Source organism: Aporhodopirellula sallentina SM41 (assembly GCF_000346505.1).
GTDB lineage: Bacteria > Planctomycetota > Planctomycetia > Pirellulales > Pirellulaceae > Rhodopirellula > Rhodopirellula sallentina.
The window spans coordinates 1-23,041 of the sequence record NZ_ANOH01000263.1 but is presented as its reverse complement, the minus strand read 5'-3'; the positions used below and the strand labels follow the sequence as shown (position 1 = coordinate 23,041).

Here is a 23,041-nt window from a genome sequence, read left to right as displayed (position 1 = left end):
AGTTCTAGAAGCGGCGGTTAATCTGAACTTGGAATTCGCTGTCGTAGAAACGGTCGTCCCAATCCAACGGCACACTGCCGGCGACGCGGATGTTGGTCAGACCTTTGTTGATCACGAAACCAGCGGTGGTGTTCAACAGGTCGATGCTACCTGGACCGGAAATGATGTTGGCGGTAGCAGTCGTTGTATCGCCGTCGTTTAGAGCAGTCGTGTAGTGAAGCTCGGTCATTGCTGCCACACCGTTTACGAGTGTGCTGCAATCATCGCGGTACAACCAAGCACCTGCTGATAGGCTTGTGTAGAACAGATGCTGCTCTTGAAACACATCTTCTGCCCCGCCCTGTGTAATGGTGTCTCCTCCAAGTGCAAAGTCGATCTGGGTCACACCTTGAAGGAAAGTGTTTTCCGTTGGGGTACTTACGAAGCCCAAATACGGTGCGAGAAAAACCGTTTCGTTCTCCATTTCCATGCCGCCGGCGAATTGAAGGTCGTCAGCAGTAGGAAGAGTCAACGTCATACCACCACCGACTAAACAGGAGTCGCCAGAGTACAAAAGGCTTTTGAACGCCAGTTGAATGTTGCCAAATTCGCCGCCCCTATCCAACGCGGTTGATAAGTCAGAAGCGAAACCGTCGGAAACCGCTAGCCGCAACTCGATAGAAAATAGTCCGTCGATAAAGGTCTTTTCGCCGCCGAACAGGTGGCGATCGAGATAGGTCGATGTGCCGGCAGCTTGGTCTACGGTCAACGCACCGTCAAAGTGACTGTAGCTGTAGAAGACACGATCTTGGGGGATCGGGCTGATGTTTTCTGTAAACTTAAATCGCCGGGTCGCTGTGTTTGGAATCGTGTAGATCGTACCAGGGCCAGAAATGGTGATCGTCGTTCCATACCCAGGCGAGTCACCGAGCATGTTCGGTGCATCGAGTCCACCGCCGCTCGCTGTGGTGCTCGCGAGCGAAGTTGCGCCCGCCGCCGCGAAGTTGTTCGCTGCCGTGTTGGCTGTCAGCGGGGCATCGAAGGTTGGAGCCTCCGATTGAAAGGAAGGGTCAGGCGTGGGGGCGGTGACCGCGCCGGATTCCGTGGCAGGTGCAGCCGGTTCGGCTGTGCCTTCGATAATCATCGGTGAAGCGTATTCACTGGGATAGCATGGCGACGTGACAGCGGGCGGGCAGCAGTCTTGGACTGTTGCCGCGACGAGCCGAGCGTCGGTACCGTCGGCAGCCATCACGCTACCGCCGGAAAGAGATGCCACCGCCATCAACTGCAGCAAGAGCCGGCGTCGACGTGATGGTGAGTGAGTATTCCGTCGTCTAGACATTCGAACATCCTTGATAGGAAGGGCAAGGTGAGGTCGCATCCGTGTGCGTCACCTGTTGAACAAGTATTCAATTTGATGAATCGACAAAGTCCTTCGGGCATCCTGACATGAATGCCATGTTTCGGGGGGGCATTGCCTAGCCGCCTTTCGGGTCGAACTATTGGGGGGGATCGCGCCTTCGACAAAGATCGTGATGCCTGGGTTGAGTTTGCTGGCTGCGCAAACAAGGTGAAGCCACTGCACCTATCGCACTGCTATATGACGAGGACACGCTGTGAGATTGCGTCATCAGTTCTGGTCGAAGACGCGGGCCTGCATCACCCGACCTCAGCCGAGATGCGGGTAATGAGTTGGCGGGTAACGCAGGTAAGTCTGCCGGCTACGCAAAATCAGGGATGGGCGTACCACTGCCGGGCTATTCCACTTGTTGGATGACGCCACTGCCGGGCGCTGGGATTGCCGTGTGCTGCGATCGCCGGGCAAGGCCACTGCCAGACTACTGTTCTTGTGCGAGTCGTTCGGTTGCCTCGTCGACGATGGGGCGGGCCCATGCGGTGTCTTGGTATAAGCGGATGATGCCACGAAGCAAATTGACTCGTTCCGCTGCAGGCATCTCTTCACTCGCATCGAGCCGCTGCGTCAAAACGGAGAGGCGGGAGTCGCTCTCGATACCCAGCGGTTGTTCAGTTTCCAAACGATCGAGTTCGTCGCGCACGAGGCGCGTCAGTTGAGTTAACTCGAGTGACGTTGGCTCGGTTTCGTCGCCGCCAAAAACATCGAGCCAGGCATGGAGATGCGTTTGGGCTTCCTCTGTAGACGACTCTCGGATTTGCATTGCATTGAGGAAGGCTTGGGCTGCCGGATTGAGACGGGAAACTCCGCCGATCCGACGAGCCCGACCGGTCAATCGTTTAATCGTCTGTTCGAGTTCGGCTTGCCGTTGCCACTGTCGAACTTGGTCCGCGTTCTCGTCGTCTGGATACGCATCGAGGTAGCGATCGATCAGCGTTCGATTGAGCGTTAAGTCACCATCTTGTTCCGCGGATTGCAGCGTCGCGAACATCACGTCGGCGGGCGGGGTTTGCATCGCTCTGACAAACAGGTAAACACCTCCCGCCAAGATCGCAATCATGCCCACGATCGACGCGAAGTGCAGCCAGTTGTGGGCCGATGATTCTTTCGTGTGCGGCCCAAAATATCCCGACTCGGCTTCGTCGCTTCCGATGGTTTGAAACCGGGTAGGTGATGTGACCGGGGATTCCGTTTCGAACTCGGTGGATCGACCATCGTCGTCGCTATCGGTGGCGGATCCGTCCGGAGTGAAGGTTGCGGCAGTCGCGGCGTTTCCGTTTGAGGGAGACTTCTTGTCGTGTCGACCGGTGAGTTGTGATCCCGGTTTGGATGTCGTCAATGCGTCGCTGTCGGCGGCGTTTTGCGAAGCCGGAGGCTGTGATTGAGAGGCGTCGGTCAGATGCGAATGTTGGGTGTCCGAATCGCTTTGAATGGGTTGGTGGACGCTCGTGCCGCTTTGAGTGGCATCGTTCTCCAGTGCAACGGTGCGGTTGCGCTGCAAGCCAGCTCGCGTTGCCATGAGGCGTTTCGAAACGGCCAGTGCCGTGGGCGGACGATCGGCCGGATTTTTCTCGAGTAAGTGATGAACGATCTCGACCACCTCGAGCGGGACCTCCGGATTGATGAGTTCGAGTGGAACGGCTCGGTCGCGTTTGAGCGATTCGATCACCTGGGTCAGTTTTTTGCCGGCGAAAGGAGAGCGGCCCGCGAGCATCGCATACATGACGCTGCCCAGCGCGTACAAATCCGTCCGCGGTGTGATCGGTCCATCGCCGGCTTGCTCCGGAGCCATGTAGTCGGCAGTGCCGAGAACCGAACCGGCGAGCGTTTGGTCGCCGTAGCCGAATAGTTTGGCGATTCCGAAGTCGACCAATTTGACTTGGTTATCTTCGGTGAGCAGCAAATTGGCAGGCTTCAAATCTCGGTGAATCACGCCAATGTCATGCGCGTGCTTCAACGCGGTCGCAATTTGAATGGCGATATCAACCGCTGGCAGCCACCCCATGCGTTTGACGTCGCGGATCCGTTGCTGCAGCGATTCGCCTTGAACGAGTTCCATCGCGTAGAACAAACGGCCTTGTTCTTCGCCATATCCGATCAGTCGCACGATGCCCGGGTGTCGCAAACGACGAAGAGTTTCGATCTCGGCATCAAAACGTCTACGAAACCGGGTGTCATCGGCGACGTGTTGGGCGATCAACTTCACCGCAACCCGTTCACCTGACTTGGCATGTGTCGCTTCGTAAACCGAACCCATACCACCGCGACCGATGATCTTGCCGATTTCGTAGGGGCCAAGATATTCGAATTCACTCATAGGGTTATTCGCCGGTTAGATCATTGGGGTCGATTGTCCCGCGAGAATCCGTCGATCTCCAAGGGAACATGTCCATGGAGACTAGATTAGTTGCCTTCGGATTCGGGAGCGTTGTTTTCGACTTCGATACTCCAGTCGGCCCGAGGGGTATTGAACGTGTTGACTTCGATTGATTGGTCTTCGTAGATCTTTCGAATCGCCTCGTCGGCCTGTTGGACCTCTTCGGGGGTAGTCAAAGGGGACAGTGTCACTCGGAAGGATTCCGTTTCACCCGGGCCGAGATCCACGGTGCGTCCTCGCTCGTGTTCGAAGCCGCGAGGGTTGGGGAAGTTGGTTGACGGCTCAATGCCGGCGACGTACCCGTCACCTGTTTCGGCGCAGTTTTTCCAGAGGACAAACCACGGCAAGGTGGACGTTCGGAATCGAACCGACAAGCCGCGTGCTCCTTTCGCGTCGGCGAGCATCGCGTGCCCCATTCCCGATTCATCGCTGCAAGGCTTCGCAAAGTAAACGCGTTCAACGTACCCCGACGTCGGACCATCAAAACGTTCCCAGCGGTCAATCTCTTCGGCGGCGTGGTCGTTTCGCGGCGCGACTTCTTCGACGGCAACATTCAGGCGAGCGTCTTTGCCGAGGACCGGGGCACCGACGTTGATGTGGTATAGCAACTGCATCGATGCAGGAGTGGAGAGTTCGTTGGTCACGTCATCGAGCAGTTCAACATCGTCGCGGTCGGCATGGATGCGAACTCGAGTGCGCATCCGGAAACGTTTGACAAACAATCTCGCTTCGATCGTCTCGGCGACCAACTCGGCGCGTCCGGAGGCTTCGTCAAACTCGACCGACAACGCATCGGCTGGCGTGTTGGCGATGTGCCCGTGCAGCGGATGCAGCAGTTGACCATTGGCATCGTGTTCGGGGGCACCGTTGCTTTCTAATCCGCATCGGGTGACCAGTTCGTCAAACCCAGACAAGAATCCCACACCGCTCGGTTCGCCGACGTCGACATAGTTCGGATGCACCGGACCCACGACAGGCGATTGCCATTGGTACCGCACCCCATTGGCTTGCATCCGCCAGATCGCCATCCCACGCGTCGGCAGGATGTCAACGTGCATTCGCGAATTCGCCATTCGGACGATCTCGACGCCTTCGCTGACGCCGCCACGAAACACGCCTTTGCGAATGGTGAGTTCGCCCGCGCGGGTTTCGATGGTCAGGTGCAGCGGGCTCGATTCATCCCACTCGATTCGTTGTTCACGGTCATCGATTGTTCGCAGGACAATGGATTCGGTCGGCATGACACAAATGGGGGTAAAAGGGCGAGAGAATAGGAATGGAAACGAGGGAATAAAAAGGTCGAGAGATTGAATGTCGTTCCGCGACCCTTGCCAGAGCGTGTCGAATTTACCGGCGGCTGACTACCGCCCCAAAGTGCGGGGCAAACCGCGCCGAAGCCGCGGGCGAGGTAACGCAGTGTAAATAGGTGCGGTTGTTTCTAACGGGCATTCGCTGCGCTTAAACTGTTGGGTTCTGGTGCGATCGGTCGCAATCGGGGTATCCTATAGACTGCGGCCTTTAAAGCCGTCCCTCAAAATTTCCCACCTTTTATAAATCCCTAAGCGGTACCGACCTGATGAGCAACGTGAAATTAGATGAAGGCCTCGTAAAAGGCGACAGTGTCACCAAGTTACTCGATTCGGCAATGGATGCGGGTGACGGACTTTTGCGTTTGACGCCCACCTGGGTGCCTCGCTCGTTCCTGCACCCCGGACGCCGGATCAAATTGCATCCCGGTGATTATTACCGCTTTGGAGCCGATCGGGGCGGAATCGACGAACGATGGTTCGGCAGCACCACCGAAGCCGCCAACGAAGGACGCGTGTGGCACGAAGGTCTCAGTTTCTGCCTCTTTGAGGGAAAAAAATTCTTGCTCAAGGACGCCGTCGCTGAACGCGGAGCCGATCTCGTGGGCGAATCGGTGTACAGCAAGTACGAGCGGTGGCCGGTGTATTCCAAGTTTTTTGACAATATGGGCCCCATCCCCCATCACATGCACCAGTCGTTCGAGGATGCAAAACTCGTCGGGCAGGAGGGCAAGCCAGAGAGCTATTACTTCCCTCCGCAACTCAACAACGTCGACAACAACTTTGCCTACACGTTCATGGGGCTCGAGCCCGGCACGGAACCGGCCGATGTTCGCCGCTGTTTGGAAAACTGGAATGCGGGCGACAACGGAATTCTTGACCTCAGCCGCGCGTACCGCCTCAAACGCGGAACCGGTTGGTTGATCCCACCGGGAGTCTTGCACGCACCCGGATCGCTGTGCACGTACGAACCGCAATGGGGCAGCGACGTCTTCGGGATGTACCAATCCATCGTCGAAGGCCGCTACGTTCCCTGGTCGCTACTGGTCAAGGACATGCCCGAGGACAAACATCAAGATTTGGACTTTATCGTCGGGCAGTTGGACTGGGACAAGAACGTAGACACCCATTTCAAGAACAGCAACTATCTCGAACCGGTCCGCGACGAGAAACGCAGCGGTGACGGCTACGAAGACCTGTGGATCGTCTACGGCACCGTCGACGGGCAACAACTTTTCAGCGCGAAAGAACTCACGATTCAGCCTGGTGCCAAGTGCACACTGCAGGACGGTGCGACGAGCAGTTGGATCACCGTGCAAGGTCGCGGCCGCATGGGCTCACTCGACCTCCAAACGCCCGCCATGATTCGCTTTGGCGAGAACACCACCGACGAAGTGTTCATCTCGCACGTCGCAGCGACACGCGGTGTTGAGATCGAAAACCTCGGCAGTGAACCACTCGTGGGACTTCGATACTTTGGGCCCAATGCCCACTCGGACCTGCCCAAAGCAGGTTCGTAACGCGTTTCAGATACTCGCGTTCTGCGAGAGAGTTGCTATGCGGAACCTACCGATCGCTCCGTCGACCGGTACTTCTTAATCTCGGCAGACATCGGTCCTCTATGTGACCGGTCTGCCTTTGAATTTCCGCAGCCGAGATCGCTTCGGTTTAATACAAACGGAACTCGATCGAACCGTTCAGGACGACAGCGTCTTCGGTGTCGACTTGGCCGGCACGCCAGACGGCGAAGTCTTCGAAGTAGTCCAACCCGAAGATCGCACGCGCCGGGATTCCGAAGCAGTCGAATTCGGTCTTCATCTCGAACCCGTATGTCGTGGTAAATCCACCGGTTTCGCCGGTGTTAAAACCACCGCCTCCGTCGTCTCCGACATAGGCTCCATCAAGGTCATAGAGACCGAGGGTTAGGTCGAGCCAAACCGGAGTGCGGCCGAAGCAGGTTTCCCATCCGGTGACGACCTTCGCACCTTGATAGTCCGACTCGATGTCATGGCCGGCAGCGTCTTGGTCCCAGTTCATCATGCTGTATCCGAAACCGGCCGACAGGTGGTGATCGCCGAAGTCCCACGTGTCACGCAGCAACGCTTCGAACCCGATCATTTCGGCTGAGTCGGAGACGCCATAGCTGAATCCCGATTCCACGCTCGTGCGATATCCGTCGAAGCGATGGTGACCCGAAAGCCCCATCAACACGCCGACGGAATCCCCCGAATCGTTGGCCAGTTCGGGCAGCAGCGGAGCCCAAATGCCGACGGACGAGTTCAATTCGGTGCCTTCAATGGCGGATGCCGATGAGGCACCAAGTGTGAGCCAACCGGCGAGCGTCATGGCAACGACACCGCAAAGGCTCCCAGGAGTTTTACTACAACGCATGGCCGGAGAGTTCCACAGGTTATTGGGGGACGGGTGCAAAGCCAGCCTCGGCACCATCTATCGCTCCGTTGGTATCGGAACCGGGGGCAGAGCACCCTCGACCGGACTACGAAAAAGGAGGACGCCGGCGACGAAATGCGTAACGTCAACCGGCGTGGCGAAACCTTGCGATCGGTTGTGTTTTTGCTAAAGCCACCAGGCAATATTGCCGGGGATTGGGTTATAACGACGTTCATGGTTGCAACGCCTCCTCCCGCCGAACCCGATTCCAACGCACTCGTCTCTGGTGACACAGACGCATCGAGCATGGACAGCGAAACGCAAGATTCGCTCGATGAGATCATGCTCGCTTGTCTCGAACGCTTTTCCGAATCCGAGTCCGCCGACGCTCCGCAGGATCTGATCCGCTATCTGCCGGACTCCGATCGAGAAACACGGCATTTTGTCTTGGTCGAACTGATCAAGTTGCAAATGGCCATGGCGGCCGAGAACGGCACGCCAAGACCGCTCGAACGCTACTTCGACGCGTTGCCTGACCTAATCTCTCCTTCAACCACACCGCTCGATCTCATTCTCGAAGACATTCAGTTGCAGCGTGAATGTGGTTTGAATCCTGAATACAAAACGTTTGCTGAACGCTTTCCGCAGTACTCCGATTCGCTCGCGCCGCTGCTCGGAGTTTGCGAAACCGCTCTCCCACGCGAACACACGCAGCCTCCTGATCCGGTCGCTCCGGGCGAGACGCTCGACGATTTCGAGATCATCCAACTGCTCGGAAAAGGAGCGTTCGCCCACGTCTATCTCGCTCGACAGATTTCCATGTCGCGGCTCGTCGCGGTGAAGGTTTCTCGTTGGAAAAGCAACGAGGCTCTCGACGCGAGCGAATCCCGCGCGTTGGCACAGTTTGACCATCCCAATATCATTCGCGTGTTTGATCAGCGATTCCTTCGCGAACCTCCGCTGCATCTTTTGTACATGCAGTTTCATCCCGGCGGCACGTTGGCGGACGTCATCGCGAAAGCCAAACTGACGCACCACAATCGTCGTCGAGGTGCGCTCCTGTTGCAGTCGGTCGACGAGAATCTACTGGCATCGGCTCAGGTCGTGCCGGAACGATCGACCACTCGCGAATGGATCAACGAGATCGAATGGCCCAAGTTGGTCGCGTGGATCGGTATCCAGCTAGCCGGTGCTCTCCAAGCTGCTCACGACACCGGCGTTCTACACCGCGACGTCAAGCCTGCGAACGTACTGCTCACCGCGGAAGGAATCCCGCAACTCGCCGATTTCAATGTCAGTCTTGCGGGGGCGTCGGGGAGAGCCGGGGCGGCCTGTTCGCTCGGCGGATCGGTTGGCTACATGGCACCCGAACACCTGCGTGCGATTACAGCGAACCTGTTGGCACCTCAGGAAGAAGTTCGCGAACGGGCTGATCTGTATTCCCTTGCCGTATTGCTCTGGGAGCTTTGGCAAGGGCAACGACCATTTGACTGTGCGTCGTCGGCCGCCTCGTGGACGCAAGCCGTATCCAATCAGCTCGACGGTCGCTTAAAAGAACTCAAGCCACCGCGTTACAACAATACCGCGTGGCAGCGTGTCCTCGAGTCCGTCCTGCGCCGGGCTCTTTCAGCTGACCCCGAATCTCGTCCGGCCACCGGGGCGGAGTTCGCGGGCGATCTGCGGTTGGCTCTGTATCCCGCGGCGGCGGAGTTGTTTGACCCCAATCCGAATTCGTGGACGGCGTGGTTGATGCGCCGGTCGCCATGGTGGGTCACGATCGTGGTCATCCTACTGCCGAATATGGCGGCCGGAAGACTGCACTACCTCTACAACCTCAATGAGATCATGACCGAGTCCACACGTAACGGTTTGGACACGCTGTCGTATCAAATCAACTTTACATTCTTTCCAATCTGTGCGTTGTTGGTGATTGCCTTCACGCGAGCACCGATGCGTGCGTTGCGAGCAGCATCTTCCGGCAAAGCACCCGCCTATTCCGACATTCGCTGGACATTGCAACTCGGCCACCTATCCGCTTTGGTCGGAGGCGGTTGCTGGATTTTCGCTGGCGTTTTGATGCCGTATCTGTTGAGCGTACGGTTCCCCGAATTCACAACGAGCCAGTCGATTCATCTCTTTGTGTCGTCGCTCATCTGTGGCGGCGTCGCGATGATCTACCCATTCTTTTCTCTCGGTTTGATTTGCGCCGGAGCCTACTATCCCAAGATGATTCGACCGACGATGCAAGATCCGGATTTCGACCGTAATGCGGCACGCGTGATCTCGCAAAGCGAATCGTATTTGCTGATAGCGGCTTTGATCCCACTGGTAGGTGCGGCCCTAATGATCTTCAGTCAGAGCCAGTCACGCTACTTCATGTTGCTCGCGATCACGGCAGGGATGATCGGATTGTTAGGGTCCTTCATCGCCTACCGAACGCTCGTTCGCATGTGGACAAAGTTAGGCGAGGTTTTGTCGGTGGCTGACCCCGTGGTCCCAGGTGACTCGCGATCAAGTCGAGCCGGGTGATCAAGTCGAGCCGGGTGATTCTGTCGAGTTGCTTGATTCAGGGGCGGTTGTCAATTCACTCCAGCCGCAGTGACGGTTTCCTACCGCACATATGGCATCAACTCATCAACCAAGGTTTCGTCAATGTTCGTAAGCACAGCTTGTAGCTTTTTGTGCTCGTTGCTTGAAAACAAATCAACCGCCTTGGTGATCCAGTGCACGCTCGGAAAGTAGTGATAGCCTTTGCGTTTGCGTATCCGGTCACGTTCCTCGCTGAGTCCACCGAGCAGCATCGTGACCACATCACATCGTTTGCGATAGTTGCAACTCGACAGTTTGAAGGCGATCCATTGGTCTTCAAACTCGATACGATTGTCGCGGACGTTTTGCGCGACGCGTTCCGCGAGAAAGTCCAACGCCGCTCGGTCTTTTGCCGACACGCTGTGGATCAGCATTTCGACATCTTCATACTCAACAAAATCGTCGAGCCAACGTGAGTCGAGCCGAACGCCGCCTTTCTTTTGAGCAGGTTCGGTCTCGGTCATCGGGTGCCACTCGTCGAACAGACTGCCGCGTCCGAGATGCTGAATCGCCGTTCGCAGTTCCGTGTACCGATGGTGTTCGAGCTTCTCCCGGGCTGTTTTCCTGCCTTGCTTTTTGGAGGCCTTCTCGCCAGCGTTTGCGCGGTAAAGCGGCGAGAACTCTTCGTAGACCGTCGCCGGTGGATAACTCTGCGTGGCAGACTGAAGACATAGCCCGAGCAACTCTTCCGGTGCGTCCATGTGATGGCTCGCGATCAAGCTGACTTGTGCGGGTTTGCCATTGTCCAGACTCCAGGTCGCGATCGCATGGATCAGGTCGGAACCCCCGGAATACTTCCCTCGCAGTGCCAGCAACTCGTCCCAGCGATCGAGGATCTCTTTCGCGAATTTCTGCAGCACCGCATCCTTTCGAAACGTGAAGCACGACCATCCTGCAAGGAAGCGGTTGATTCGTTCGTCAACCAATTTTTTGTCGGCGGCACTGAGTTTGCTTTTGCTGAGCAACGGCTGTAAATCTGAAAGCGACTCGTTCAATAACTCAATAACCTTTTTCATCCGCGACTTGCTATGCCTTTCCCGCATCGCAGTCGCGACCTGCCATGCCTCGTCCTCTTTCAAACGTGACACCAGCAGTTCATTGACCTCCGGTTGGTCGAACAGGGCGAGGCGGTTGTACGTTAACTCGCGGACTTCACGCTGCCGCGATTCCACCTGTTGCATCAACAGATTCAAATCGCCCGGTTCCTCACCGAGGCACGAGACGGCGGCGAGTTTGGTCTCCTTGCTTCCGTTTTCGAAAGCGTCGAGCACGATCGGTCTGGCTTTCTCCGGGGCCAAACGATGCAAAATCCGTAGCCGCCGCGCATCACCGCTCTTGCCTTTGATCGCGATCGTTTCTTCGATCAAGGGGACAATTGACGGACCGTAGTCTCCAACGATCTTTTCCATGAGGTCCGCCAGTTCGCCATATCGATCATTCAAAGCCGTGATCGCATAGTTTACCAATCGCGGGTCTTGAAAAACGCCTTGCCGATGGGCCTCGCGGATCGTTTCCAAGCGTCCGGTCCCACCGGTTGTTAAGGCCTCGATTACAGGTTTGAGCAAGCGTGCCGGGGTTTGTGTTTGAGTCAGTGGAATGCCGATCGTCTTGATCGGTTTGATCGGACCTTTGCCGCCGAGTTCCCCCTGCGTATACAAGATTGCCATCACGAGTGAACTGAGGTCGAGCAGCGCCGATGCGGAGTCCTTGGGCGAGGCATCGATCAAACGTTCGACTCCCTCGGCCACTTTGGCAAACACGGGAGCCTTCTCCCCGCTCTTCTGAAGTGTCGGGATCAGCTTCTTGAGCCGGAAATCACCCGCGGCCAAATTGCTGCCCGCGATCGCCAGCCGACGTGTCTCGTCAAAAACCTGATGCAGTGCAGCAATCGACATCTGAGTCGTCCTCCCAAAAGTGCGGCGGAATCGTGAAACCTGTCGTATTTCAACTCGTTGTGTAGCGGCCACTGTGAACATGAGGCACTGTGAACATGAGGCACCGTGAACATGAGGCACCGTGAACATGAAACACTGTTGAACATGCCACGAAATGAGGCCTGGCCAGCAAACCCTCGAGCCCGATTCGGTCCTTCATTTGGGACGTACCCAACCGATCAAGGAACACGGTGCGTGCGTCGCACAAAAAGGTGAACCCGTTCCCCGAAAGTCCCGCTCCCCCATGGGTAACAGTCTAAAGGATTCGAGGCGGCGGCGCGTTCGCCAGTGCACGCAGCGGCAAAACGGCAGAACAGCGAAACAGGCGAACAGTACCGCCGGCAGATCGGTTTTCACACGCTTGTCAGCAAACATGCGAACAGGTATTTTGTCGTGCCGCCTGCAAAAGGCCACAATCCCGGGCGATTAGCTCAGTTGGTTAGAGCGCTGCTTTCACACGGCAGAGGCCAGAGATTCGAGTTCTCTATCGCCCACTTCCGAAAACTCAGCATTCCCTGTGAATCGCTGGGTTTTTTCGTGCTTTCACGATCGCGGGTTGCCTTGTCAGATTCGGTCAGGGATGGACTATTTTGGCCTGCTTGGACTGGATTTGGTGCATCCATAGGTGCATCGGAGCTAACGCTCAGTGTTGGCAGGTGCTCCACTGCCGCCGACGTTTCCAGCAACCGCTCATCGGTGTATGTGTTCATCGTCAACGCGATGTCGCTGTGACGCATCACCGCTTGGGCAGTTCGGGGCGATACTCCCGCAGCCGATAGGTGCGTACCCGTGCTGTGCCTCAAGGCGTGCAGGTGAATCCGCCCCTCATTCTCATCGACCTTGTCGATCCCGGCCGCAATCAAGTCTCGATTCAGAATCCGAAGCAACCCGGTCGGGACATTAAAGATCAGGTCGCCCGGTGCCTTGTCGGCAACCCACGCACGCAGATCGGCGGCAAGGTCGCTCTTGAGCGGGACGGTTGAACCTTTGCGGTTCTTCTCGTTGCTCGATTTCAAAATTAGAAACGGAACGTCACCGAACGACAAATCGGACTTCCGAAGCGTCCGCAGCTCGTTGGACCGCAACCCCGTCAGAATCAACGTTTTGTAGATCAGCGCTCGCTCGGTGCCCAGACGCTCCAGCTTTGCCCGTCTGGCGTCGGGAACCTTGGCAACCTGTTTTCCCGCGTTCTTGCCTCTCCGGACTGTAAGAGCATCTTGGAGCGGGCGACGCTGCGCGATGTCGAGAAGCCTCTGCATTTCATCACGCGTCAGCGACCTTGCAACTCGTTTGCGGTCAGACTTCTCATCGCGTTTGCCGAATCCGTCAAACGGATTGGACGTTAGGCGACGTTCGCCGGTTTGAGAGGGACGTTTTCCTTGCAAACGAATTCCGGTCAACCAGTTACCGAACGCCGTCCATAACGTGACGTGCCAGTTGTACGTTGCTGCCGACATTTCAGGCTGACCACGCAACCACTTTCGCAATGCATCCGCGTTCAAGTCCCGCAACCAACGGAATCCACAACCGTCGCAAGCCGCCTTCAACCGGGTTTCGCTCGTCTTGATCCGATCAGCGTTGACACCTCGCGTTTTTAGATCAGTGATGTATTGGGCAATGTGATCGGCAAGCGGTATCTTGTTGTGGTCGCCGATTTTCAAGTCAGTGGTTGTTATCGAACCAACTCGCACCTTATCCGCGATGGACAGCAGCTCGGCGAGTTTCGTTTTGGCCGCCTGTTTGTCTCGGCATCCGGTAGCGACTTCCCGAACGATTCCTTCGCCGTCGCGATACTTGGCCGTGTACGTTGACGCTTCGGTTTTGATTCTGGGCGAGCCATCTTTTCCGGTCGTCACTTCGGCCGATCGTTTCCTGCCTTTGCCATCGGTCCATCGAGCGATTTGTTTGCCCTGGCGAGAAACGATCTCTGCATTCGCAGGCATTGGGCGGACGTAGGTTTTCTTAAATACGCTAGCCATTTCGTGTCATCTCCACGATTCATCAAAGAACAAAAGTACCACGGCGGGCCGGTGATGATGCCGGTGTTCGGGAGCTACCCTAGCCGTGGCGATTGAAATCTATCGGTCAACGACTGTCTGTCAACTCGCAAATCGCTCACATATAAAACGCCCGTGTCGCCCGTTGCAGCGTGCAGGCACCAAGCAAATTCTTATCGCAATTGCGCAACTACAGCTCCAGAACGGTCCCTAACCGTGAAGGATTGCTTTTTTGACGCAGTCATACACACGCAGCTTACTATCACCCCCCTGGTTGCTCCGGTTCACCACTTGGTTGCACCGTGCAACTTGTCGAACCATTTTGGTCGTACAGGTTTGCCCTGTTTCTGCCTTGGAAGATCGTTTTCTAATTCCAAATATGTCTTTGCCATTTGAGCGGCGCTGCCTTGCGGTGTCTCCCGTCGCCATCATTTGACCGCAGCGGCGAGGCGAGTGAACCCTAGGTTCTCATTGCTGGCGCCTGAGTGGAAAGATTTACCACTGGAGAACACGACTCGATTCTCACGTGGGGCATTAAGCCCAACGCTTGAAACTGTTCGTTGATCAATTCAACGGCGGTTTCGGCAAATGAATGTGGGACGACCAGGGCATCGTGAATCGGTGCAACGGCCACGTTTGGGTAGCGTTTTGATAATGTGTCACCGAGTCGATCGATCATCAACGTCGATTCGGCGCATTGGAGCAGACACGCAAGTCGCTGATGCCCGGCTTGCTTCGCGGAAACGATGAACGCGGCGATCGTCGGGAAATCTCGCCGGATGACGGTGAACACTGGTGACCGAATCATGGACTCGAGGGTATCGAACACCGGGATCAAGGAAGCTCGCTTGAATGACCGTTCCGATATTGTTCGCAGATCAATCTCTCGCTGGCGCCCATTCGCTAAGGTAATCGTCGTCGTGGTTGGTCCGTCATGCGTCTGGATGGCATCGTAGAGGAATCGGTAGATAGACCGTGTCTCGCATAGTTCGATCCATGCTGCTATATCACGCGCTACCTTACCGCGATGCCAATCAAAAATTTGCGCGTCATATGATGGTAGGTTGGTTGTTGATGAGGGGCAGCGTTGGTGGCAAACTGACAGATATCCAAGCAATAATGGCTGGCACGCTGACACGTCCACCAAACTCACAGATTCTCCGTCGAGTGTACGGACGTGCTTCCTTGCTCGTCGTGGCAACTGTGTCATCAGACTGTGATATCGCCGATATTCGCATCGATGGGCAAACTCCTGTCCGTTCATCCATCTGGCAATGATCCATTGATACCAGCGGACAGAAAGCCGTGGATCTTCGGCCGCTTCGGGGGCCAAAGCAAACCGATCGAAGCACTTTCGGTAATGCACCCCAGCCGGACCAAGGTTGTCGGGATCAATCTCGAACGTCTTGATCGCTTTTCGTATCGTCGGTCGTGTCGTTAGGGTGTGTAGACATGATTTCCCGGTTCGATGTTCTCTCGCCAAGCGATACGATTTGGTGAAGGCAGGGACGCCTTCCTTGCCCGTGCTATAACGTTCGTTTGATTCCACAATCCCAGCGTCGATCATTGCATTGATGCGTTCGCGGTATCGCCGCCCGATCAGTGCTGAAAGCAGCTTGTTGTGAAAGTTGATCCAGTGCCCGCCACGCCACCTCTCCTCGGTCAATGACGTGTGCAGAGCAAGTATCGAAAGAAACAACGCCCAATTGTCGCCTTCGCTCCCTGGTGGCAACGTAACGCTATGAGGTATCGCAACGTGCGCGACTGTCGGTAGATCGCTCATCGTCATCGACTTCTCGACTCGCTTGCGCCTGCTTGAACTGACCGGGCGAGATGTTCCACTATCGCTGTGACCTCAGCATTTGCCCGGTTGCGAAAACTCACAAATTGGCAAGCCACGTCACGCCCAATCATCGACGATCCCCCACATGATTCGGAGCATCCGATCCCACCGCTCGTATTCGGCTTGTGGCTTGATCGCGTGAATCGAATCGAACTCTCGCATCGCCGACTCTAAAGCAGCCTTCGCTTTCTTGACATGCTTTTCAATCTGCTCCTTGTCACTGACCGGAACACCTGAGGCGATCGCATCAGAATCGGGGATATCAAAGTCATCGATCGATTGCGGCATCGTCTTCTCATCAGTACTCGTTGTTACGGCGGTCTCTGATTGCGAGCTACTAATGGTTGACTTCGCACTGGAGAGCAACTTGGGATCCGCCTCCAGTTCGGTGCAAGAGTGACTGGATTGCGTACTAGTACTCAATCGCGCCGACGCTGCGCGAGCACTCGCGATCTGCACCTTCGCATCTCGCAAACTCATTTCCCCTTTAAACACCAACTCGGTCAAATGCCTATTAGTACGCACTGACTTTGCCAGAGTAATGTAGGTGCGACTGATACCAAAACGTTCGGCGCGTTCAGCATCAGTCCCCGTGATTTCGGAGCCTGTCGCGATGATTGCAAGCTGGCTCTTAGTCAGCATCCGCCGCTTCACATTCAGCCCGAGCACATATTCCACCGTGTCGGTGACCTCGCTATCGGCTACATCTACATAGACCGGCCGGACGCCCACCATCTCACAGGCTTCACGCCTGTGCCTACCGTCGATGATTTGACCATCGAGCAGTCGGATCGGCTCCCGTAACCCGTGTTCTTTGATGTCGGACGCCAAAGCCCGAAGCTCGTCATTGGACATCCTCGGCATAATGTCTGCGGCAGAATGAATTGGGTAGCTCATCTCTGGCCACCTCGCGAATTCGGACAGCCTTCTTGAATCCACTGCTCAATCTGGCCGCGTGGCCAGCGAAGTAGAGAGCCCAATCGTATTGGTTTGGGCATCGCTCCCGAATCAACTAGACGTCTGACGTGTCGTGGCGAGCATCCCAGGAAGCCTTTGGCAATGTCATCGACGCTGAGCATGGCACGCCCGTTCCCGTCGGTAAGGCTTTTAGAAAAAGAGTTCTTTGCATTCATTTTTGGGCCAGGTTGCGGTTGTTAGACAGGTAAGCACTGTCGCGGAATACGACACACTATGCTCGTCCTGCATAACCCACAGACCGGACCGAAAAATCGCTATTCTGTGTCCCCTTAAATATCGGAAGTAGAAGAAAACGGAGGTGTTGAGCGTATTGGAAAATATGGCTGTGGTCCGTTTGGGTCCGTTTGGATCCTATCTTCTTGTACGCCGAGTATACTTTTGCTCACCAGTCGCTTTTCGAGCCGCTCGCAATTGTCTCGACCACGTTGCGTAATTCGAGGGGACTTGATAGTCGACAAGTTCGTTGGTGAAATATTCCGACCAATCATTCTCGCGAAGTTTTTCCCAAGCCTCTCGGTCTTCGAGCCTACTGCTGCTCATTGCCTCGGCTAGTAAGAATGAGTAGTACGCCTTACGTTCACAGGGCTTGCACTCGTCCAAAGCTATTAGCTTTCGTTTTCGAGCGGTTTCCTGATCATCCTCAACGATAGGCAATCCTGCTGCGATTGAACTTGATATAGCTGGACGTGCGACGGATCTGCCCTCCTCACGTGCATTGCCCTGGACAGTGGTACTTGGGTCGTGGCAGGTGCGCGGCAAAGTTTCGTCGTGGCTTTGCTCCGCAGTCTTGAATTCTTCTAGGTACTCAATCGCTTTCTCTTGTTGAGATGTAGGGATACTGGTGAAAAAATCCAATGCTTGTTCCCAAACAGTTTTGGCGTTCGAGGTCAATTCTGGAGCAATCACAAACTCTGAGTCCGGGGCTGTCATTTCCTCAGAACGCTGTTCGGCCATATGCCATGCTTCCTCAGAAGACAATCCGTTCGATTCATCGCAATTTCGGCTGAGGATTTGCTTCAAGATGACGTTGCACTCATCGCTCATCACCGGCTTGGTCATGTCTAAATGAATGAAGCTTATTGGGTCACGAGTATCTTCCTGACGATCGTGTTCGGTCGTCTTTTCGTATCGCTGGTCTTCTCTGTGCTGGGCCAGCGCGCGCAGCAAGACGCACTCTTCAGGCGTCCACTCGCAAATTTCCCTGTCAAACAGTGATATGTACGTCGCTGTTCTCGACTCACGCGCGCTGTATTCACGTTCACAGATACGGCTCACAATCTGCCGGATTAAGCGTCGTTCTCGCTGAATGGTATCTGGTTCAAACTCTGGCTTGGACACGCAAACGCCTCTTGTTGCTCGACGATGGAAGGTCAAAAAATTTGAGTCTTACGCTGAGGCCAATGCCGTTCGGCGTTCGATAGCCCCAGTTCAAACGTATTTGGGAATTCTCACTTGCCATGCTGAGGCTGCCAAGCACCGTTCGCTGCTGCACCCCAGAGGATGCGGGTTGAGCCGCCAAAAGGCAATGAAAACGATGAGTTGTCTGGTTCGGTGGTAACTGACCAGTATCTAAACCGCCCTGATGCCCTGAAATTTCTACGTCCGGTTGGTGACGTATCTTCATCGGAGGTCCGTGATTTGTTGGCAGCGGCTTGGCGACTATCAAGACGCAAGGGGTAGTTGCTGGCGCGGCCTGATTTTGCCTCCGAGCTTGATGCTCTACACTACCCCCCGATCGACTTCTAATCGGTCGCGCGTATTTACGGAAAACAGGTCAGCGGGCACATGAGTCAGCAAAATCTTTCTTCTTTCATTTGGTCCGTGGCGGATCTTCTTCGGGGCGACTACAAGCAATCTGAATACGGCAAAGTAATTCTGCCGTTTACCGTACTTCGGCGCCTTGATTGCGTTCTGGAGCCGACGAAAGAGGCAGTGTTGAAAGAAAAGGAAAAACGGGAGGCGGCAAAACTGAATCCCGAGCAATTCCTGCTGAAAAAATCCAAGTGTCTTTTCTATAACACGTCCCCGCTCGACATCAAAAAGCTGATGGGGGACCAGGACAACATTGCTGAAAACATGTTCTCCTATGTTCAGGCGTTCTCTCCTGCCGTCCGCGACATTTTCGAATGCTTCGACTTCCACGTCCAGGTCGAACGGCTTCACAAGGCTGGCCTGCTTTATTTGGTCACTGAAAAATTCGCTAACATCGATTTACACCCGGAAGTCGTCACCAACGAGCAAATGGGGCACGTCTTTGAGGAACTGATCCGCAAGTTTGCCGAACTCTCCAACGAAACCGCCGGGGAACACTTCACGCCGCGAGAAGTCATCCGGCTGATGGTAAACCTGCTATTCATCGAAGACGACGACGCACTGACCAAGCCCGGCATTGTCCGTTCGCTGTACGATCCGACTGCCGGGACCGGCGGTATGCTATCGGTCGCGGAGGATCATCTGAGTGGTCAGAACCCGGATGCCCGATTGGTGATGTACGGTCAGGAACTCAATGGCGAGTCCTACGCCATCTGCAAAGCCGATATGCTGATCAAGGGTCAGGACATCAGCAACATCATCCACGGCAACACGTTGTCCGACGATGGACTGCCGGGCAAGCAGTTTGACTACATGCTCTCCAATCCACCGTTTGGCGTCGAATGGAAAAAGATCAAGAAGGAAATCGTCAAGGAGCACGAGCAGGACGGCTTCAACGGACGCTTCGGCCCCGGACTGCCGCGAGTCAGCGATGGTTCGCTGCTGTTCCTGATGCACCTGATTTCCAAGATGCGACCGACCAAAGACGGAGGGAGCCGCTTTGGCATTGTCTTGAACGGTTCGCCCCTGTTCACCGGCAGTGCGGGCAGCGGTGAAAGCGAGATTCGCCGTTACGTGCTGGAGAACGATTTACTGGAAGCCATCATCGGCCTGCCGACCGACATGTTCTACAACACCGGCATCAGCACCTACATCTGGATCGTGACCAACCGCAAGCCCGCCCACCGCAAGGGCAAAGTGCAGTTGATCGACGCCAGCGAGATGTGGCAGAAGATGCGAAAGAGTCTCGGCAGCAAACGCAAGGAACTGAGCGACGACCACATTGGCGAGATCACACGCTTGTTCGGCGACGCCAAAGAAGTCTACGTCGATCCCGAAACACGCCAGCCGGTGAAACTAAACAAAGATGGCTCCCCTCGCCCCGTTTCGGGGAGAGGGGCTGGGGGTGAGGGGCAAAGGATTCCCGTCCCCATCAGCCGCATCTTCAAAACCACCGACTTTGGCTACCAGACGATCACGGTCGAGCGACCGCTGCTCAGTGAAGACGGCCAGCCGCAGCTCGAAACGCGAGGCAAAAAGAAAGGCCAGCCCAAGCCCGACTCGAAACTGCGAGACACCGAAGAAGTCCCGCTGGGCGAAGACATCCACGAGTATTTCCAGCGAGAAGTCGAGCCGCACGTCCCCGACGCATGGATCGACGAGGACAAGACGAAGATCGGCTACGAGATTCCGTTCAACCGTCATTTCTACGTGTTCAAACCGCCCCGCGAGTTGGATGAGATCGACACGGAATTGAAAGGGGTCACCGATCGGATCGTCGAAATGATCGGAGAGCTATCGCAATGACGTTGGCAAGCTACGACGATCTCCAAGACACGGGCGTAAAGTGGTTGGGCGAAGTACCAGCACACTGGAATGTCGGTCGTTTTCGTCATCATTTTCGGGAGAGTCCTGAAAAGATCGACAAGGAAGTTGTTGGCGTAATGCTTTCGGTCTCGGGCTATCGCGGAATCGAGATCAAGGAGTATGACGACGAGAATCGCCGCCGCCTCGATGAAGAGTTGGTCGGCTACAGAATTGTGCGTGTTGGACAACTCGTCGTTAATTCGATGTGGCTCAACGCAGCCGGACTGGGAGTTTCAGCTTTCGAGGGGCACGTCAGCCCCGCTTACCGATGCTACTGGATCGGCGATGGCATTAATCTGAGATATGTCCATCACCTGATGCGTTCCGCCGTTTACGTGGATGCCTACACATGCATGGCACAAGGCATTCGGCCTAATTCATTGCAATTGAGTCGCACCGACTTGATGAATCTTCCGGTACTCATCCCGCCCCCCGACCGAGCAAAAGGCGATCTCGTCGTTCCTCGATGTGGAAACGTCGAAGATCGACGGTTTGGTGTCGGAGCAGCGTCGTTTGATCGAGTTGCTGAAGGAAAAGCGTCAGGCGGTCATCAGTCGCGCGGTCACCAAAGGCCTGAACCCGAACGCCCCCATGAAACCCTCCGGCATCCAATGGCTCGGCGATGTCCCGCAGCATTGGAGGACAACCCGCTTAAAACACGCAACTTCCCGCATTGTCGACTGCCCTCATGAAACCCCGACGGTGACGGACGACGGCGAGTTTCTTTCGATCAGGACTTCCGACATAGATGATGGAAAGATCTTCCCCGCCCAAATGCGAAGGGTAGATGAAACCGAGTATCTCAATCGAATTCGGCGAGAACCAGTGCTTTGTGGCGACATCGTTTACAGTCGTGAGGGCGGACGATGGGGGCACGCTGCATTAGTACCGGAAAGCGACCTGTTCTGTCTCGGTCAGAGAATGATGCAGTTTCGGGCGAGTCAGGACTTTGATCCTCGATACCTTATGTGGCACCTGAACACAAAAAACGTTTACCGACAAGGAGATGTCGATACTGTCGGAGCTGCGTCACCGCATGTGAATGTCGAGACGATTCGCAATTATCGAATTGCAGAACCGCCAAAAGGTGAGCAACAACAGATTGCGGACTTCTTGGAAACGCGGACGGGCAGTTTTGACATCCTCATCGCGGAAGCCGAACGAGCCATCGAACTTCTCCAAGAACGCCGCACCGCCCTCATCTCCGCAGCCGTCACCGGCAAGATCGACGTCCGCGGTTTCAACTCCAATGCTCTGTCACCGGGATAAGACGCCATGAGCGACAACAACTTTGAATCGGAATTGGTAATTGGCTTGGTCGGTGCAGTTGGCACCGAAATGAGTCAGGTTATTGAGTTGCTTGAGGAACCGTTTCGCTTAGCGGGATACGAGTCGAAAATAATCAAGGTTTCCAAGGAAGTTATTCCGCTGTTGGTTGACACTGACCCCTCTCCGCAAGATCAGTTCAAACGTATCACCGACCTGATGGACGCCGGGAATCGAGCACGCGGAGCGACCGTAGACAATGGCGTGCTGAGCAGCGGTGTCGCGACATTGATTTACAACGACAGGCCCAAACGCGATCGCAAGCCTGAACCAAAGTACCGGCGAGTTGTAATCGTTGATTCGTTGAAAAGGCCTGAGGAGGTGGAGCGACTTCGCACAATTTACTCCGGTGGATTTGTGCTGGTCGGTATCCATTCCGAAGAAGACCAACGCATCGACAATCTTGTTCGAAACCGAGGCATTAATCAGGAGGATGCGATCGAATTGGTGCGACGCGATCGAGACGAGACAAGCGTTCCAAGCGGGCAACGGCTCAATCGCACGTTTCATCTGGCAGACTTTTTTGTTCGCATCAATGAAAACCGTGAACGACTTCGTCAGGATTTGAGGAGGATGGTCGAATTGTGGTTTGGAAATCCCTACCACACGCCAACGTTCGATGAGTTCGCGATGTACATGGCGTTTTCGGCCGCCCTGAGATCGGCGGACTTATCGCGCCAAGTTGGAGCGGTGATCGCCCGAGAACAGACTATCCTGGCGACCGGAGCGAATGACTGCCCCCGACCTGGTGGTGGTCTTTATTGGCCTGAACGAGATGAAACCCACCGGATATCGGATCAGCCCCTGGGCCGCGACCACACCCGAGAACGGGATTCGAACCGTACTGAACAACTGGCTATTATGGGCGAGTTGGCTGATCGGCTTCGTGAGAGAGGAATGGATCGGGACTCCGCGATAAAAATCCTGTCCTCTAGCCGTCTTGCTGATCTGACTGAGTTTGGACGGATGGTTCACGCTGAAATGGAGGCAATTTTGTCCTGTGGCCGCCTGGGAATTGCGACGACCGGAACGACGCTCTATTCAACGACTTTCCCGTGTCACAACTGCGCCAAGCACATCGTGGCTGCCGGTATCGGTCGTGTCGTCTACGTAGAACCTTATCCCAAAAGCCGGGCACTAGATTTGCACGATGATTCGATTTCGGTGAATTCTGCCGGTGAGGCAAACAAGGTGGGGTTCGAGCCTTTTGTCGGGATTGGCCCCCGTC

At 55.5% G+C, this 23,041-nt stretch carries 14 protein-coding genes, 1 tRNA gene and 1 pseudogene; 7 read left to right on the top strand and 9 right to left on the bottom strand.

Annotated features, from left to right (window positions below):
- Positions 1 to 4: 4 nt before the first annotated feature.
- The 3 genes from RSSM_RS17385 to RSSM_RS17375 all read right to left on the bottom strand — a co-directional run bounded on the left by RSSM_RS17385 (position 5) and on the right by RSSM_RS17375 (position 5,011).
- Entirely contained in the window at positions 5 to 1,321 is a 1,317-nt protein-coding gene (locus tag RSSM_RS17385) for a hypothetical protein (RefSeq protein ID WP_044302863.1), read from the bottom strand.
- Positions 1,322 to 1,817: 496 nt separating this feature from the next.
- Positions 1,818 to 3,710 carry a serine/threonine-protein kinase gene (locus RSSM_RS17380; RefSeq protein ID WP_008681542.1) on the bottom strand — a complete coding sequence of 631 codons (1,893 nt, stop codon included), beginning with the start codon at positions 3,708 to 3,710 and terminating at the stop codon, positions 1,818 to 1,820.
- 86 nt (positions 3,711 to 3,796) lie between these two features.
- Entirely contained in the window at positions 3,797 to 5,011 is a 1,215-nt protein-coding gene (locus RSSM_RS17375; RefSeq protein WP_008681540.1) for an aldose 1-epimerase family protein, read from the bottom strand.
- Positions 5,012 to 5,346: 335 nt separating this feature from the next.
- Here RSSM_RS17375 and RSSM_RS17370 point away from each other — a divergent pair, with 335 nt between their 5' ends.
- A complete protein-coding gene (locus RSSM_RS17370) occupies positions 5,347 to 6,597 on the top strand; it encodes a cupin domain-containing protein (RefSeq protein WP_008681538.1) in 1,251 nt (416 codons plus the stop codon).
- Between the two features lie 148 nt (positions 6,598 to 6,745).
- On the opposite strand, the gene RSSM_RS17365 is transcribed toward RSSM_RS17370, so the two are convergent.
- The gene (locus tag RSSM_RS17365; protein WP_236621213.1) at positions 6,746 to 7,468 is read right to left on the bottom strand and encodes a hypothetical protein; all 723 of its coding nucleotides are present in this window, start codon (positions 7,466 to 7,468) and stop codon (positions 6,746 to 6,748) included.
- 135 nt (positions 7,469 to 7,603) lie between these two features.
- Between RSSM_RS17365 and RSSM_RS17360 the strand changes: the two genes are divergently transcribed.
- Entirely contained in the window at positions 7,604 to 9,997 is a 2,394-nt protein-coding gene (locus RSSM_RS17360; RefSeq protein ID WP_236621212.1) for a serine/threonine-protein kinase, read from the top strand.
- A gap of 80 nt (positions 9,998 to 10,077) precedes the next feature.
- On the opposite strand, the gene RSSM_RS17355 is transcribed toward RSSM_RS17360, so the two are convergent.
- Entirely contained in the window at positions 10,078 to 11,952 is a 1,875-nt protein-coding gene (locus RSSM_RS17355; protein WP_008681531.1) for a hypothetical protein, read from the bottom strand.
- Between the two features lie 459 nt (positions 11,953 to 12,411).
- On the opposite strand from RSSM_RS17355, the gene RSSM_RS17350 reads away from it, so the two are divergent.
- A tRNA-Val gene (locus RSSM_RS17350) sits at positions 12,412 to 12,485 on the top strand.
- Positions 12,486 to 12,740: 255 nt separating this feature from the next.
- On the opposite strand, the pseudogene RSSM_RS34805 reads toward RSSM_RS17350, so the two are convergent.
- The 4 genes and pseudogenes from RSSM_RS34805 to RSSM_RS17325 form a co-directional block, all read right to left on the bottom strand.
- Positions 12,741 to 13,250 (bottom strand): annotated as a pseudogene (locus RSSM_RS34805) (tyrosine-type recombinase/integrase); the annotation flags it as partial.
- Between the two features lie 2,638 nt (positions 13,251 to 15,888).
- Complete coding sequence (locus tag RSSM_RS31775; RefSeq protein ID WP_052336070.1) at positions 15,889 to 16,728, bottom strand: ParB/RepB/Spo0J family partition protein; 840 nt, start codon at positions 16,726 to 16,728, stop codon at positions 15,889 to 15,891.
- On the bottom strand, positions 16,725 to 16,910 hold the full coding sequence (locus RSSM_RS35475; RefSeq protein WP_008681523.1) for a helix-turn-helix transcriptional regulator: 186 nt from the start codon (positions 16,908 to 16,910) through the stop codon (positions 16,725 to 16,727). Before RSSM_RS35475 ends, RSSM_RS31775 begins: the two co-directional genes overlap by 4 nt.
- A gap of 250 nt (positions 16,911 to 17,160) precedes the next feature.
- Complete coding sequence (locus RSSM_RS17325) at positions 17,161 to 18,147, bottom strand: hypothetical protein (protein WP_008681522.1); 987 nt, start codon at positions 18,145 to 18,147, stop codon at positions 17,161 to 17,163.
- Between the two features lie 447 nt (positions 18,148 to 18,594).
- On the opposite strand from RSSM_RS17325, the gene RSSM_RS17320 reads away from it, so the two are divergent.
- The 4 genes from RSSM_RS17320 to RSSM_RS17310 form a co-directional block, all read left to right on the top strand.
- On the top strand, positions 18,595 to 20,427 hold the full coding sequence (locus tag RSSM_RS17320) for a type I restriction-modification system subunit M (protein WP_008681520.1): 1,833 nt from the start codon (positions 18,595 to 18,597) through the stop codon (positions 20,425 to 20,427).
- A complete protein-coding gene (locus tag RSSM_RS33800) occupies positions 20,424 to 21,179 on the top strand; it encodes a hypothetical protein (protein ID WP_008681518.1) in 756 nt (251 codons plus the stop codon). Before RSSM_RS17320 ends, RSSM_RS33800 begins: the two co-directional genes overlap by 4 nt.
- Before the next feature lie 82 nt (positions 21,180 to 21,261).
- On the top strand, positions 21,262 to 21,756 hold the full coding sequence (locus RSSM_RS33795) for a restriction endonuclease subunit S (RefSeq protein WP_160168147.1): 495 nt from the start codon (positions 21,262 to 21,264) through the stop codon (positions 21,754 to 21,756).
- Positions 21,757 to 21,762: 6 nt separating this feature from the next.
- On the top strand, positions 21,763 to 23,041 hold a 1,279-nt coding region (locus RSSM_RS17310; protein WP_008681514.1), incomplete at its 3' end, for an anti-phage dCTP deaminase.

Coding starts and splice junctions, on each gene's coding strand:
- RSSM_RS17375 (WP_008681540.1), bottom strand. CDS start 5,011: ATGCCGACCGAATCCATTGTCCTGCGAACAATCGATGACCGTGAACAA.
- RSSM_RS17365 (WP_236621213.1), bottom strand. CDS start 7,468: ATGCGTTGTAGTAAAACTCCTGGGAGCCTTTGCGGTGTCGTTGCCATG.
- RSSM_RS33795 (WP_160168147.1), top strand. CDS start 21,262: ATGCGAAGGGTAGATGAAACCGAGTATCTCAATCGAATTCGGCGAGAA.
- RSSM_RS17355 (WP_008681531.1), bottom strand. CDS start 11,952: ATGTCGATTGCTGCACTGCATCAGGTTTTTGACGAGACACGTCGGCTG.
- RSSM_RS35475 (WP_008681523.1), bottom strand. CDS start 16,910: ATGCTCAGCGTCGATGACATTGCCAAAGGCTTCCTGGGATGCTCGCCA.
- RSSM_RS17370 (WP_008681538.1), top strand. CDS start 5,347: ATGAGCAACGTGAAATTAGATGAAGGCCTCGTAAAAGGCGACAGTGTC.
- RSSM_RS17320 (WP_008681520.1), top strand. CDS start 18,595: ATGAGTCAGCAAAATCTTTCTTCTTTCATTTGGTCCGTGGCGGATCTT.
- RSSM_RS17360 (WP_236621212.1), top strand. CDS start 7,604: ATGCGTAACGTCAACCGGCGTGGCGAAACCTTGCGATCGGTTGTGTTT.
- RSSM_RS17380 (WP_008681542.1), bottom strand. CDS start 3,710: ATGAGTGAATTCGAATATCTTGGCCCCTACGAAATCGGCAAGATCATC.
- RSSM_RS33800 (WP_008681518.1), top strand. CDS start 20,424: ATGACGTTGGCAAGCTACGACGATCTCCAAGACACGGGCGTAAAGTGG.
- RSSM_RS31775 (WP_052336070.1), bottom strand. CDS start 16,728: ATGAGCTACCCAATTCATTCTGCCGCAGACATTATGCCGAGGATGTCC.
- RSSM_RS17385 (WP_044302863.1), bottom strand. CDS start 1,321: ATGTCTAGACGACGGAATACTCACTCACCATCACGTCGACGCCGGCTC.